The following is a 14,083-nucleotide window of genomic DNA, read 5'->3' on the forward strand; positions in this document are numbered from 1 at the left end:
TCTGAGTCACACTTAGTCTGATGTGCAACGGAAGTGACACATTAGCTAAGTTATAGTTAACATTGGGGGCCGGAAACTGGCCCCCGATTTTTACCATATCCAGAATCAATCGAGGAATAGAGAATGGCTGTTACTGCTGCTCTAGTAAAAGAACTGCGCGAGCGTACTGGCGCAGGTATGATGGAATGTAAGAAAGCGCTGGTTGAAACAGACGGCGATATTGAACTTGCAATCGAGAACATGCGTAAAAGTGGTGCTGCTAAAGCTGCTAAAAAAGCAGGTAATCTGGCAGCTGAAGGCGCGATTATTATCAGAGAAGGCAACGGTCTTGCTGCTCTTCTTGAAGTCAACTGCCAAACTGACTTTGTTGCTAAAGACGAAAACTTTACTGCATTTGCCAACGAAGTTGCTGAAGCAGCGCTGGCTTCTAAAACAACTGTTGATGTACTTCAGGCTCAATTTGAAGAAACTCGTGTGGCACTGGTTGCTAAAATCGGTGAAAACGTCACAATTCGTCGCGTTCAGTATATCGAAGGTGCAGCAATGGCTTCTTACCGCCATGGTGAGAAAATCGGTGTTGTTGTTGCCGGTGAAGGCGATGCTGAAACTCTGAAACACATCGCGATGCACGTTGCTGCATCTCGCCCTGAGTACGTCAACCCAGAAGATGTACCAGCTGATGTTGTTGAAAAAGAAAAAGAAGTTCAAGTTGAAATTGCAATGAATGAAGGCAAGCCAGCTGAAATTGCAGAGAAAATGGTTATTGGCCGTATGAAGAAATTCACCGGTGAAATCTCTCTGACTGGTCAGCCTTTCGTGATGGAACCTAAGAAATCTGTTGGCGAAATCCTGAAAGAAAAAGGTGCTTCTGTTTCTGCATTTGTCCGTCTTGAAGTCGGTGAAGGTATTGAAAAACAGGAAGGCCTGAGCTTTGCTGAAGAAGTTGCACTGGCGCAAAAAGGTTAATTTCTGATTCGCTAAGCAATGAAAAGGACCGTGGCAATTGCTGCGGTCTTTTCGCGATTAGAACCATCATTAATTGTGATGAATATATGTTTATAATAATCTTCAAGCATCTATTCATGACAGTTAATTGATTGACAACTTTCTTGAGAAGGTAAACACCATGACAACGAATCCGAAACCTGCATATCAACGTATTTTGTTAAAATTAAGTGGTGAAGCCCTACAAGGTGATGAAGGCTTTGGCATCGATCCTACTGTGCTTGATCGTATGGCTCAGGAGGTAAAAGAACTGGTTGAGCTGGGCGTTCAGGTTGGCGTCGTAATTGGTGGCGGAAATTTATTCCGTGGTGCCGGACTGGCGAAAGCCGGTATGAATCGTGTTGTCGGTGATCACATGGGGATGCTGGCAACAGTGATGAATGGTCTGGCGATGCGTGACGCTCTGCACCGGGCTTATGTGAATGCACGGGTTATGTCTGCAATTCCGCTGAATGGTGTGTGTGATGACTATAACTGGGCCAATGCCATCAGTCAGCTTCGGCAGGGCCGCGTTGTCATTTTCTCTGCGGGAACTGGGAATCCTTTCTTCACAACAGATTCTGCTGCGTGCTTACGTGGCATCGAAATTGAGGCTGATGTTGTGCTGAAAGCCACAAAAGTTGACGGTGTTTATAGTGCTGATCCGGTAGCAAACCCAGAAGCAGAACTGTATGATAAGCTGACTTATGACGATGTTCTTGAAAAGGAATTACGAGTGATGGATTTGGCCGCCTTTACGCTTGCCAGAGATCATCAAATGCCAATCCGAGTCTTTAATATGAATAAACCTGGAGCCCTGCGCCGTATTGTGATGGGAGAAGCTGAAGGTACACTTATTAACAACAAGGCTTCGTTGTAATCTATAGGTTGAGTAAGAATTAAGGTGATAATGTGATTAATGAAATCAAAAAAGACGCTCAGGAAAGAATGGATAAGAGTGTAGAAGCGCTCAAAAATAACCTATCTAAAGTTCGCACAGGCCGGGCTCATCCCAGTTTACTTTCCGGTATCTCCGTTGAATATTACGGCGCACCGACACCGTTGAATCAGGTTGCTAATGTTGTTGCCGAAGATTCAAGAACACTTGCGATTACTGTTTTTGACAAAGAATTGGCACCCAAAGTAGAAAAAGCCATTATGATGTCTGATCTGGGCTTAAATCCAATGTCTGCCGGTACTGTTATTCGTGTACCACTGCCAGCGCTTACGGAAGAACGTCGCCGTGATCTGGTTAAGATTGTTCGCGGTGAAGCAGAAGGTGGCCGGGTTGCTGTACGAAATATTCGTCGTGATGCAAATAATGAACTGAAAGCTTTGTTGAAAGATAAAGAAATTTCAGAAGATGAAGAACGTAAAGCTCAGGAAGACGTCCAAAAACTGACTGATGTTGCCGTAAAGAATATCGATGAAGTTCTGGCTGCAAAAGAAAAAGAGTTAATGGAAGTTTAGTTGATATCTTTGTATGTCATAGAGGCGCTGAGCAAGAACAGTACAGCGCCTTTTTGTTCTAAACATTTTACTGAAAATCAATTCGTTCCTTATGCAAAAATCACAACTCTCGTCTGATGCATTCCCCCAACATATTGCTATTATTATGGATGGTAATGGACGATGGGCAAAAGCCAGGGGAAAACCGAGAGTTTTTGGACATAGAAATGGTGTCAAAGCGGTAAGAAAAACAATTACAACAGCAGCTCAATTGGGTATTCAGGCGGTGACTTTATTTGCTTTCAGTAGTGAAAACTGGCGGCGTCCTGAAGATGAAGTTGGTGTATTGATGGAGTTGTTTATTACTGCGTTGTCAACAGAAGCCAAAAAACTGCACAAAAACAATCTCCGATTACGGGTCATCGGGGATATCTCTCGTTTTAACTCTCGTTTACAAGATAAGATTGCTCAGACTGAGTCTTTAACCGCGCAGAATACCGGTATGGTGGTTAATATTGCGGCTAACTATGGTGGGCAGTGGGATATTACCCAGGCTGCCAGAAAAGTTGCAGAACGAGTTGCCACCGGGGAATTGACGCCTTCTGACATTACAGAAGATATGTTGGCCCAGGGCTTGATGATGTCAGATTTACCCGATGTCGATTTATTGATCAGGACCAGTGGTGAATGCCGGATCAGTAATTTCATGTTGTGGCAGCTTGCATACGCAGAATTGTATTTTACGCCAACGTATTGGCCTGATTTTAATGAAGAAAGCTTAATTGAAGCGATTACCTGGTTTGTCAATCGTGAACGACGCTTTGGTTGTACCGGTGAACAAATTAAAGCAATTATGGATAAGAGATAAAGGTTCAGGATTTGAAGCTGAGAATTATTACTGCCTTAGTTTTGGCTCCCTTAGTGGTGCTGGGAATTTTTAAATTACCTCTGAGTATTTTTATAGCAACCTTGGCGTTGATTACGCTATTTGGTTTCTGGGAATGGACACAGTTTATTAGTTTCGATTCTCGTTTTGTTTCTCTCCTGCCAGCAATTGTGATTGGTGGTGTGAGTCTGTGGATATTGCCTGAAGACTTTACCATGGATCATTCACTCCCATTTTCTTTCCAGCTTCTTCTGTGGGGTGGTTTTCTGTGGTGGATTGTAGCGAGTTATCTGGCTGTTTCTTACCCTAAATCCCGTTCTCGCTGGGAATATTCAAAAGGGCTTAAACACCTTTTTGGGTTGCTGACATTAATTCCATTTTTCTGGAGTATCTTATTACTCCGGACGGAAGATCTATCCGTAGACCCTTTTCATGGTGCGAAGCTGGTTATGTTTGTCTGCCTGATTGTTTGGGTTGCAGACAGTGGCGCTTATTTCTCCGGACGTTTGTGGGGAAAACATAAGATGGCCCCGGAAGTGAGTCCGAATAAAACTATTGAAGGTTTAATCGGCGGGGTTGTCGCTGCATGTATCGTTGCTTTTGGGTTAGTTGAGTGGTTTGAACTCCACTTTTCCAGTACCGGAATGATGTTAGTGACGATACTGCTGACAGTTATTTTTTCTGTATTGGGTGATCTGGTGGAAAGTATGTTCAAGCGTGTTGCCGGGATCAAAGATAGTAGTCATATTATTCCCGGGCATGGCGGTATTTTAGATCGTCTGGATAGCTTAACTGCTGCATTCCCTGTGTTTGCATTTCTGTACTTCCAGGTGTAACTGACCTGTGAAGTCGGTGTCTTGCAGTGATGTTCCAAAAGAGTGATACGGTTTTTTCTATGCGTAGATTAACAATTTTAGGAGCCACAGGATCCATAGGAGCCAGTACACTCCGGGTCGTGGAAGAAAATCCTGAACTGTTTTCAGTTGTTGCTTTGGTGGCTGGCAGCCACGTCGAGAAAATGTATCAGCTTTGTTGCCACTGGCAACCACAGTATGCTGTGATGGCTTCTGAGCAGGCAGCCAGCCAGTTGAAGCAGAAGCTGCAACCGAGTTCTGTCAAGACTGAAGTTTTGTCCGGAGTGCAGGCGATGTGTGATATGGCTGCACTTGACGATGTTGATACGGTGATGTCTGCAATTGTTGGTGCTGCTGGTTTATTACCGACGATGTCAGCGATTAAAGCCGGGAAACGAGTACTGTTGGCAAATAAAGAAGCGCTGGTCATGTCTGGTCAGTTGTTTATTGATGCGGTAGAACAATATGGTGCTCAGTTACTGCCGGTTGATAGCGAGCATAATGCAATCTTTCAGTGTCTTCCTCTTACCATCCAGAAAACATTGGGACGATGCCATCTGTCTGAAAATGGCATCTCTCATATTTTGTTAACTGGCTCCGGCGGGCCATTTCGCTATACTCCGGTTCATACGCTTTCCGATGTCACGCCTGAGCAGGCTATTGCTCATCCCAACTGGTCAATGGGACCGAAAATTTCGGTTGATTCAGCCACAATGATGAATAAAGGGCTTGAGTATATTGAAGCGAAATGGTTATTTAACACCTCCCGGGAACAGCTTAAAGTCTTGATCCATCCTCAGTCAGTGATTCATTCAATGGTTCAGTACCGTGATGGCAGTGTTATTGCTCAGATGGGTGAACCTGATATGGCAACTCCGATTGCTTACACCATGGGTTACCCGGAACAGCGGGTTTCTTCAGGGGTTGCACCACTGGATTTCTCCAGCTTAAGTGAATTGACATTTATGCAGGCAGATACTGAGCGTTACCCGTGCCTGCAGTTAGCGATTGATGCGTGTTATGAAGGACAACATGCCACAACTTCGCTGAATGCCGCTAATGAAATTGCCGTTGAAGCATTTTTAAATCGCAGGATTCGTTTTACAGATATTGCCGCCATTAATGAGCGAGTTTTGTCAAAAATGTGTACAACTGAGCATTCATCTTCTGTAATGGATTTGGAATGCTTGCTGAAGCTCGATAAGATAGCTCGGCAATCGGCACAGCTATTAGTCAAAGAGTATTCGTTATGAATAGTATCCTGTGGAATTTAGTTTCCTTTATCCTTGCATTAGGCATACTTGTTGCCGTCCATGAGTTCGGTCATTTTTGGGTTGCCCGCCGTTGTGGCGTTAAAGTTGAAAAATTTTCTATCGGATTCGGGCGTTCGATTTGGCGCAGAATGGCGAAAGATGGAACTGAATACAGTTTGTCAATCATTCCTCTGGGCGGTTATGTGAAAATGCTGGATAGTCGAATTGCTGATGTTCCCGAACATTTGCGTTCTCTGGCTTTTGATCAGAAACCTTTATGGAAACGGACTGCAATTGTTGCAGCCGGACCTGTATTTAATTTTTTGTTTGCAATCTTTGCTTATTGGGCGGTGTTTTGTCTTGGAATTCCAGCAGTGAAACCTGTTGTCGGAGACGTTGCTCCGGTTTCAATTGCTGCGGATGCAGGATTGCATTCCGGGATGGAAATCCAGGCTGTCTCTGGTGTTAATACTGCAGACTGGGAGTCAGTCAATATGGAGTTGATTTCTCATATTGGTGATGCTCAGATGACTTTGACTGTTCATGAGGCAGACTCTGTCGGTCATCAGGAAATTTTGCATCTTGATCTCTCTTCATGGAACTTTGACCCAGAAAAAGAGTCTCCAATGAAGGCTCTTGGATTTCGGCCATATTCTCCAAAAGTATCGACGATTTTAGATCAGGTCGTTGAAGGAGGAGCGGGTGCTGAGGCTGGATTAACCTCTGGCGACGAGATCATTGCAATTAACGGTAAAGAAGTTTCTTCCTGGCCACAGGTTGTTCAGTCGGTGCAAAATAGCCCGGATAAGACGCTCAATTTGTCTGTCTTAAGAAATGGACAGCATGTTGATGTTGCTCTTATTCCAGGAACCAGAACTCTGTCTGACGGACGTACGGTTGGATTTGCAGGTATTTCTCCTTCTGTAGATGAGTGGCCTGCAAATTATCGTTATAATTTACAGTTTGGTGTTTTTGAATCGATCCCGAAGGCTGTTGAAAAAACAGGGCAGGTTGTCGGTTTGACGATTAGCATGTTGAAAAAACTGTTGATTGGTGATGTCGGACTGAATAATTTAAGTGGGCCGATTTCGATAGCGAAGGGAGCAGGCACGACCGCTGAATATGGCTTAGTCTATTTTCTTGGGTTTCTGGCATTGATCAGCATTAACTTGGGAATTATCAATTTAGTGCCGCTTCCGATGCTGGATGGAGGACATCTGATGTTTTTTGCTATTGAGGCTGTTACGAGACATCCTGTCCCGGAGAGAGTTCAAGAGATAGGATACCGTATTGGCGGTGCAATTATTTTTTCACTCATGGCGATTGCCATGTTTAATGATTTTACGCGCCTGTGATGAATCTGCATTTAGGCATAAGTTGTACAAAGGAATAATTAGAATAACGATGGCGATAAAAAAGCTTATCCTGACAACAGTGCTTGTCAGCAGTATGTCTGTTTACGGTGCCGAGCGATTTGTTGTTCAGGACATTCAGGTTGATGGATTACAGCGTGTTACTCTTGGTGCTGCATTATTGAAGATGCCAGTTCGGGTCGGAGATACGATTGGTTCTCAGGATATTGCCGATTTGATCAAGGCGCTATACTCATCCGGCAATTTTGAGGATATTCAGGTATCTCGGGATAATGGCACGCTGGTTGTGACAGTTAAAGAACGGCCGACCATTTCAAGTGTTTCTTTCTCAGGCAATAAAGCGATTAAAGATGAACAACTGACTGAGAACCTGAATGCATCAGGAGTCCGGGTTGGTGAGGCACTTGATCGTACTGCCTTGAGTAATATTGAAAAAGGATTGGAAGATTTCTACTACAGTGTCGGTAAATATAATGCGACAGTAAAGGCGGTTGTTACACCACTACCGCGAAATCGGGCTGATCTTAAATTTGTCTTTACCGAAGGTGTTTCTGCAAAAATTCAGCAGATCAATTTCATCGGTAACCATGTCTTCAGTGATGAGACGCTTCTCTCCCGCTTTGATCTCAATGTTGATGTCGCGTGGTGGAATTTCTTATCTTCAGATAAGTATCAAAAGCAAGTTCTTGCCGGTGATCTGGAAAAACTGAAGTCATTTTATCTGGATCGCGGTTATCTGAAGTTCCAGGTTGAATCAACTCAAGTCTCAATTTCTCCGGATAAAAAAGGTGTTTATATTACCTTGAATCTGAATGAAGGCAGGCCATATACAGTCAAAGATGTCACTTTCAGAGGTGAGTTGATTGGTAAAGAAGATGATTTTAATCATCTGATTCCTTTCGAGAAAGGAGATATTTATAACGGTTCTTCTGTGACTGCTCTGGAAAGCAATATCAAGAAAATTCTTGGTGAATCCGGTTATGCTTATCCTACAGTCAGAACAATTCCTGAGTTTGATGACGACAAACAGGAAGTTTCTCTGGTTGTTCATGTTTCTCCCGGAAAGCGCATTTATGTGCGTGATATTCGTTTTGTCGGAAATACAGTCACGAAAGATGAAGTCCTTCGTCGTGAAATGCGTCAGATGGAAGGAAGCTGGCTGAATTCTAAATCGATTGATGCAGGGAAAACCCGCCTGAACCGGCTGGGCTTCTTTGAAACTGTTGATGTTCAGACTGTACGTGTACCGGGAAGTGATGATCAGGTCGATCTCGTTTATAACGTTAAAGAAGCAAATTCCGGTAGTGTCAATTTCGGCATCGGCTATGGTACGGAATCAGGCATGAGTTTTCAGGTTGGCTTACAACAGGAAAACTTTCTGGGAACCGGAAATAGTGTCGGCATTACGACGACAATCAATGATTATCAGAAAAATGTGACTCTGAGCTATAACGATCCTTACTGGAATCTGGATGGCGTTAGCTTAGGAGGCAAGATTTTCTATAATGAATTTGAAGCATCAGAGGCTGGTATTGTCGACTATACCAATGAAAGTTATGGGACGAGTCTGACATGGGGATTCCCTTACGATGAACTGAACCGTTTTGCGTTTGGTGTCGGGTACACACATAATCAAATCGGAAACCTTTCGCCTTACCTTCAGATTGAACAATTTTTAATGTCTCAGGGGATTGATTCAAATACTTCTTCAACCGTGAGTTTTGTCACAGATGATTTTGATCTTAATCTGACCTGGACCCGAAATAATCTGAACAAAGGATATTTCCCGACAGCAGGGAATTATCAGCGGGCTTCTTACAAGATTACTGTCCCGGGTTCTGATACCCAGTATTTTAAGATGCAATATAACGTCAGACAGTATGTTCCTCTGACTAAGAAACATGATTTCACCTTGTTGCTCCGAGGAAGACTGGGGTATGGAAATGGTTATGGGCAAGATGGCGGGAACGATAATCTTTACCCATTCTATGAAAACTTTTATGCGGGTGGTTTTTCTACGTTGCGTGGTTTCGGCTCGAATTCAGCAGGACCGAAGGCTGTATTCAAAAGTTATGCAGACAGTAATAACGGTACATTGATTGCGACAAATGATTCGGCCGGGGGGAACGCAATGATGCTGGCTAGCGCTGAGTTGATTGTTCCGACACCATTCGCATCTGAAGAAGCACAAAATCAGGTTCGGACGAGCATCTTCTATGATATGGCCAGTGTCTGGGACACAGAATTTGATTATCGTGATCGCGGTGCAGATTATGGCGATGCGTATTATTATGATTATTCCGATCCGACAAAATACCGCTCATCATATGGCGCTGCATTGCAGTGGATGTCTCCGATGGGGCCGCTCGTCTTTGCTATAGCAAAACCGATTAAGAAATACGAAGGGGATGATGAAGAGTTCTTCTCCTTCACTATAGGTAAAACTTTCTAAAATGAGGATATTAATTGTGAGGAATCATATTAAAGCAATCAGTGTTGGTTTAGCTGTTTTGAGCATGTCATGTTTTAGTCTGGCTGCTGAAGCTGCACAGAAAATTGGCTATATCAATACTGCGAAAGTGTTCCAGCAACTTCCTCAGCGAGAAGTTGTCCTGCAAAAAATGAAGCAGGAGTTTCAGGATAAAGCTGCTGAGCTGCAAAGCATCAGAACTGAAGCAAAAAATAAAGTTGAAAAGCTGAAAAGAGACAGTTCATTGATGAGTGCTGATGAGGTGGAAAAGCTACGTATCGAAATCGGGCAGCTTGACAGTAAGTATAAGATTAAGTCACAGGCTTTGGAGCAGGCATCTTCTAAAAGAGAAACGGAAGAAAAAGGTAAATTGCTGAAAGTTATCCACGATGCAGTAGAAAAAATTGCTCAGAAAGAAGGCTATGACATGGTTATCGATACTCAGGTTATGCAATATGGCAAACCAGAGTATGATCTCTCGGACAAGGTTATTAAAGCGTTGAAATAATTATATGATGGTAAAACTGACATTAGCAGAGCTGGCAGATATCACTAATGGTGAAATTATCGGGGATCCAACCGTTGCCGTAAGTTCTGTCGCGCCGATGAATAAAGCGAAAGAGGGTGATATCACTTTCTTATCAAACCCGAAGTATGCGAAGCATTTAGGAGATTGTCAGGCATCTGTGATCATGGTGAAGTCTTCTCATCAGTCACTGTGTCCGAAAAATGTATTGGTTGTTGATGACCCGTATGTCGCTTTCGCAAAAGTTGCTCAGGCTCTTGATACAACACCAGCACCGGCTTCTGGAATTGCGGCATCTGCCGTGATTGCTGAGGATGCGGTTCTTGGCTCCAATGTATCGATCGGCGCTAATTCGGTCATTGAGTCCGGTGCTGTGCTGGGAGATAACGTGATCATCGGTGCGGGCTGCTTTATTGGTAAAAAAGCTAATATTGGCAGCAATACGCGTTTATGGGCTAATGTTAGTATTTATCATCGGGTTGTGATCGGCACTGATTGCCTGGTTCAGTCGGGTACGGTCATCGGTTCTGACGGGTTCGGTTATGCTAACGAGAAAGGGGAATGGATTAAAATTCCTCAGTTGGGAACTGTCCGGATAGGTAACCGGGTTGAAATTGGCGCATCAACAACAATTGATCGTGGTACACTCGACGACACGGTAATTGAAGATAATGTTATCCTTGATAACCAGATGCAAATCGCTCATAACGTGCACATCGGATATGGTACAGCAATGGCTGGTGGTACGATTATCGCAGGAAGTACCACGATAGGAAAATATTGTGTGGTCGGTGGTGCTTCGGTCATTAATGGTCACATTGAAATTGCAGATGGCGTGACTATTACCGGTATGGCAATGGTTATGCGGAGCCTTCCTGAAAAAGGTGTTTACTCTTCGGGAATACCTCTTCAGCCGAATAAAGAGTGGCGTAAAACAGCGGCCCGGGTTCTTCGGATTGAAGATATGCATAAACGTTTGAAAGCCGTCGAGCAATTGCTGGAGCAGCAAGTGGAATCTTGATCATTCTGCTGTGTATCCTTGACCGGATTTGATTTTACGGGGAAGGGTATAGAAAAGGCTCGCATCGTGTGAGCCTTTTTTGTTGATAATGCCCAGATTAGTTTTTATTGATTGTATAGGAATATGACTTTGACTACTGAAAAGAAGACGATGAATATCACTGAGATTCAGAAACTCCTTCCGCATCGTTACCCATTTTTAATGATTGATCGGGTGACAGATTACGATGAAGGGAAATACTTGATTGGCCTGAAGAATGTATCGGTCAATGAACCTCAGTTCACTGGACATTTTCCTCAGCTGCCGGTATTCCCGGGAGTGATGATTCTGGAAGCTATGGCTCAGGCGACTGGCCTGCTTGCATTTAAAACTTTTGGAGCTCCTAAAGAGAATGAGCTTTATTATTTTGCTAGTATTGATAATGCGAAGTTTCGCAAACCAGTCTCTCCGGGGGATCAGTTGATCGTTGAAGTTGAGTTCCTGAAAGATCGTCGGGGAATTGCACTTTTCACTGGAGTGGCAAAAGTTGATGGTGAAGTCGTTTGTTCGGCTGAACTGAAATGTGCTCGCAGAGAATTTTAGTATGATTCATGAAACAGCTCAGATACACCCGACTGCAGTCGTTGAAGATGGTGCTCTGATCGGTGCTAATGTAAAAATTGGTCCATTTTGTTATGTAGAAGCAAAAGTGGAAATTGGTGATGGGACAGAACTTCTGTCTCATGTTGTCGTCAAAGGACCGACTAAGATTGGTCAGGAAAATCGTATTTTCCAGTTTGCTTCTATTGGTGAAGCTTGCCAGGATTTGAAATACAAAGGGGAAGATACACAGCTGGTTATCGGGGATCGGAATACGATTCGTGAGAGTGTGACCATGCACCGGGGAACGGTACAGGATCAAGGGATTACCCAAGTCGGAAATGATAACCTGTTTATGATCAACGCGCATGTTGCGCACGATTGTATTGTCGGAGACCGGTGTATTTTTGCTAACAATGCAACGTTAGCCGGACATGTAAAAGTCGGAAACTATGCTATTGTTGGTGGAATGTGTGCGATTCATCAGTTCTGCCATATCGGAGAACATGCAATGCTGGGCGGTGGTTCCATTGTTGTCCAGGATATTCCTCCTTATGTCACGGCTCAGGGAAACCACTGTTCACCGTTTGGTATTAATATTGAAGGCCTGAAGCGCCGTGGATTTGAAAAATCTGAAATTCATGCGATTCGACGGGCGTATAAAACACTGTACCGTAGTGGTCTGAAGCTGGATGAAGCGAAAACTGAAATTGCGAAAGAAGCTGAGTCAAGTCCGGCAGTTCAGGTTTTCCTGGATTTTCTGACTCAGTCAGAACGCGGAATTATTCGTTGATTCATCTTGAATAATGAGAAAAGATCGCTCTGAAATTTAGCGATCTTTTTTTATTTATTCACCAGTAAAACGTATTAGGTATCCAAAATCGATGGTATTGGACAAGAATAAACCTCTGAATATCGGAATTGTTGTCGGGGAGTTATCCGGTGATACTCTGGGAGAAGGACTCATTAAGGCGATTCGGGAGAAGTATTCCGATGCTCGTTTTGTGGGGATTGGCGGCCCGAAAATGAAGGCATTAGGGTGTGAATCTTTATTTGATATGGAAGAGCTGGCTGTAATGGGATTGGCTGAAGTATTAGGCAGATTACCCCGTCTGATTCAGGTTAAATCTACCTTAGTCCGCTATTTTAAAGAGAATACCCCCGATGTTTTTATCGGTATTGATGCTCCGGATTTCAATTTACGTCTGGAACGTAATTTGAAGGACTTAGGTATCACAACTGTCCATTATGTGAGTCCATCTGTCTGGGCATGGCGGCAGAAACGTATTTTTAAAATTGCCCGGGCGACAAACCTTGTGTTGGCATTTCTCCCTTTCGAAAAAGCATTTTATGACAGATTCAATGTGCCATGTGAGTTTATTGGTCATACGTTGGCGGATTCAATTCCTTTGACCTCCGATAAGAATGAGGCACGTACGAAACTGAAGCTGGATACGGAACGGCGCTGGTTAGCGGTACTTCCCGGTAGTCGTGGCGGCGAACTGAAAATGTTGTGTCGTCCTTTTATTGAAACCTGTCAGAAGCTCCAGCAAAAATATCCCGATTTGGGTTTTGTCGTTGCGCTGGTGAATGAAAAAAGGCATGCACAGTTTGAAGCCGCATGGCAGGAGATTGCTCCTGAGCTGGACTTCACCCTGATTAACGGCACTGCCAGAGAAGTCATAACGGCTTCTGATGCTGTTATGTTAGCTTCCGGAACGGTAGCATTAGAGTGTATGCTGGTTAACCGGCCAATGGTAGTCGGTTATCGGTTTAATGCCGTGACCAATTTTTTAGCGAAGCGATTGGTAAAAACAAAGTATGTTTCATTACCAAATATCCTTGCAGATGACGAAATTGTGAAAGAGTTACTGCTGGACGAATGTACCTCTGAGAATCTGTACCGCGAAGTGTGTACATTACTGGATGGTGATAACAGTCAGATGCAAAGTAAATTTACGGAAATTCACCGTTTAATCCGTAAAGATGCAGATAAACAAGCGGCAAATGCTGTGCTGAACCTTATAGAGCAATAATGAATGGCAACATATAAAACAGATTTTCCTCCTTTTGAATATCCATCAGGATACCAGTTGTTTGCAGGTGTTGATGAGGTCGGACGGGGACCACTGGTTGGAGATGTTGTTACCGCGGCTGTGATTTTAGATCCAACCCGGCCAATTTCCGGTTTAACCGATTCAAAAAAATTATCGGAAAAAAAACGACTGGCACTCTTCCCTGAAATTCAGGAGAAAGCAATTGCCTGGTCTATCGGTCGTTGCTCTCCTGAAGAAATTGATCAGATGAATATCTTACAGGCGACGATGGTTGCGATGCAGCGGGCAGTTGATGGATTATCGGTTGCTGCTGAGTTTGTACTGGTTGACGGAAATCGGCTTCCACCATTGGCGGTGCCGGCGGCGGCAGTTGTCAAAGGTGATCTGAGAGTTGCTGAAATTAGTGCAGCTTCAATTCTGGCGAAGGTCACCCGTGATCAGGAAATGGAACTTTTGGATCAGCAGTATCCGGATTATGGATTTGCCCAGCATAAAGGCTATCCGACCAAAGCTCACTTGGAAGCCATTGTAAATTACGGAGTGATCGACGCTCATCGCAGAAGTTTTAAACCTGTCCGGCGTGTTTTGGACTTAGATATATAATCACGTACAATACTTTGTCATACAGTTT

The 14,083-nt window shown here is 43.8% G+C and carries 14 protein-coding genes; all 14 read left to right on the forward strand.

Features of this window, described 5'->3' with window-relative positions:
• Positions 1-123 precede the first annotated feature (123 nt).
• Positions 124-966 (forward strand): translation elongation factor Ts, encoded by an 843-nt coding sequence (tsf, locus tag OCU74_RS04225; protein ID WP_087480398.1) that lies wholly within the window; start codon positions 124-126, stop codon positions 964-966.
• Between the two features lie 160 nt (positions 967-1,126).
• On the forward strand, positions 1,127-1,864 hold the full coding sequence (gene pyrH / locus OCU74_RS04230) for a UMP kinase (protein WP_087480399.1): 738 nt from the start codon (positions 1,127-1,129) through the stop codon (positions 1,862-1,864).
• Between the two features lie 32 nt (positions 1,865-1,896).
• On the forward strand, positions 1,897-2,454 hold the full coding sequence (gene frr / locus OCU74_RS04235) for a ribosome recycling factor (RefSeq protein WP_087480400.1): 558 nt from the start codon (positions 1,897-1,899) through the stop codon (positions 2,452-2,454).
• Positions 2,455-2,545: 91 nt separating this feature from the next.
• Positions 2,546-3,301 (forward strand): isoprenyl transferase, encoded by a 756-nt coding sequence (locus OCU74_RS04240; protein ID WP_087480401.1) that lies wholly within the window; start codon positions 2,546-2,548, stop codon positions 3,299-3,301.
• An 11-nt stretch (positions 3,302-3,312) separates the two neighbouring features.
• Positions 3,313-4,155: a phosphatidate cytidylyltransferase gene (locus OCU74_RS04245; protein WP_087480402.1), complete on the forward strand. Its 843-nt coding sequence runs from the start codon at positions 3,313-3,315 to the stop codon at positions 4,153-4,155.
• Between the two features lie 59 nt (positions 4,156-4,214).
• Positions 4,215-5,426, forward strand: coding sequence for a 1-deoxy-D-xylulose-5-phosphate reductoisomerase (ispC, locus tag OCU74_RS04250; RefSeq protein ID WP_087480403.1), 1,212 nt, complete (start codon positions 4,215-4,217; stop codon positions 5,424-5,426).
• Entirely contained in the window at positions 5,423-6,781 is a 1,359-nt protein-coding gene (gene rseP, locus OCU74_RS04255; RefSeq protein WP_087480404.1) for a sigma E protease regulator RseP, read from the forward strand. The genes ispC and rseP overlap by 4 nt, the downstream gene beginning before the upstream one ends.
• Positions 6,782-6,830: 49 nt before the next feature.
• Positions 6,831-9,251, forward strand: coding sequence for an outer membrane protein assembly factor BamA (bamA, locus tag OCU74_RS04260; protein ID WP_087480405.1), 2,421 nt, complete (start codon positions 6,831-6,833; stop codon positions 9,249-9,251).
• A gap of 16 nt (positions 9,252-9,267) precedes the next feature.
• Positions 9,268-9,777 carry an OmpH family outer membrane protein gene (locus tag OCU74_RS04265; protein WP_087480406.1) on the forward strand — a complete coding sequence of 170 codons (510 nt, stop codon included), beginning with the start codon at positions 9,268-9,270 and terminating at the stop codon, positions 9,775-9,777.
• A gap of 7 nt (positions 9,778-9,784) precedes the next feature.
• Positions 9,785-10,816 carry a UDP-3-O-(3-hydroxymyristoyl)glucosamine N-acyltransferase gene (gene lpxD, locus OCU74_RS04270; RefSeq protein WP_087480736.1) on the forward strand — a complete coding sequence of 344 codons (1,032 nt, stop codon included), beginning with the start codon at positions 9,785-9,787 and terminating at the stop codon, positions 10,814-10,816.
• Positions 10,817-10,966: 150 nt separating this feature from the next.
• Positions 10,967-11,398 carry a 3-hydroxyacyl-ACP dehydratase FabZ gene (fabZ, locus tag OCU74_RS04275; RefSeq protein ID WP_200807703.1) on the forward strand — a complete coding sequence of 144 codons (432 nt, stop codon included), beginning with the start codon at positions 10,967-10,969 and terminating at the stop codon, positions 11,396-11,398.
• A gap of 1 nt (position 11,399) precedes the next feature.
• Entirely contained in the window at positions 11,400-12,188 is a 789-nt protein-coding gene (lpxA, locus tag OCU74_RS04280; RefSeq protein WP_087480407.1) for an acyl-ACP--UDP-N-acetylglucosamine O-acyltransferase, read from the forward strand.
• Positions 12,189-12,279: 91 nt separating this feature from the next.
• On the forward strand, positions 12,280-13,431 hold the full coding sequence (lpxB, locus tag OCU74_RS04285) for a lipid-A-disaccharide synthase (protein WP_087480408.1): 1,152 nt from the start codon (positions 12,280-12,282) through the stop codon (positions 13,429-13,431).
• 3 nt (positions 13,432-13,434) lie between these two features.
• Positions 13,435-14,055, forward strand: coding sequence for a ribonuclease HII (rnhB, locus tag OCU74_RS04290; RefSeq protein WP_087480409.1), 621 nt, complete (start codon positions 13,435-13,437; stop codon positions 14,053-14,055).
• Positions 14,056-14,083 lie beyond the last annotated feature (28 nt).

It is taken from the genome of Vibrio mangrovi (genome assembly GCF_024346955.1).
Classification (GTDB): domain Bacteria; phylum Pseudomonadota; class Gammaproteobacteria; order Enterobacterales; family Vibrionaceae; genus Vibrio; species Vibrio mangrovi.

Bases quoted from the DNA above. Each gene is read 5' to 3' on its own strand.
- tsf (WP_087480398.1), top strand. From the start codon at position 124: ATGGCTGTTACTGCTGCTCTAGTAAAAGAACTGCGCGAGCGTACTGGC.
- pyrH (WP_087480399.1), top strand. From the start codon at position 1,127: ATGACAACGAATCCGAAACCTGCATATCAACGTATTTTGTTAAAATTA.
- OCU74_RS04240 (WP_087480401.1), top strand. From the start codon at position 2,546: ATGCAAAAATCACAACTCTCGTCTGATGCATTCCCCCAACATATTGCT.
- ispC (WP_087480403.1), top strand. From the start codon at position 4,215: ATGCGTAGATTAACAATTTTAGGAGCCACAGGATCCATAGGAGCCAGT.
- rseP (WP_087480404.1), top strand. From the start codon at position 5,423: ATGAATAGTATCCTGTGGAATTTAGTTTCCTTTATCCTTGCATTAGGC.
- bamA (WP_087480405.1), top strand. From the start codon at position 6,831: ATGGCGATAAAAAAGCTTATCCTGACAACAGTGCTTGTCAGCAGTATG.
- lpxD (WP_087480736.1), top strand. From the start codon at position 9,785: ATGGTAAAACTGACATTAGCAGAGCTGGCAGATATCACTAATGGTGAA.
- fabZ (WP_200807703.1), top strand. From the start codon at position 10,967: ATGAATATCACTGAGATTCAGAAACTCCTTCCGCATCGTTACCCATTT.
- lpxA (WP_087480407.1), top strand. From the start codon at position 11,400: ATGATTCATGAAACAGCTCAGATACACCCGACTGCAGTCGTTGAAGAT.
- lpxB (WP_087480408.1), top strand. From the start codon at position 12,280: ATGGTATTGGACAAGAATAAACCTCTGAATATCGGAATTGTTGTCGGG.
- rnhB (WP_087480409.1), top strand. From the start codon at position 13,435: ATGGCAACATATAAAACAGATTTTCCTCCTTTTGAATATCCATCAGGA.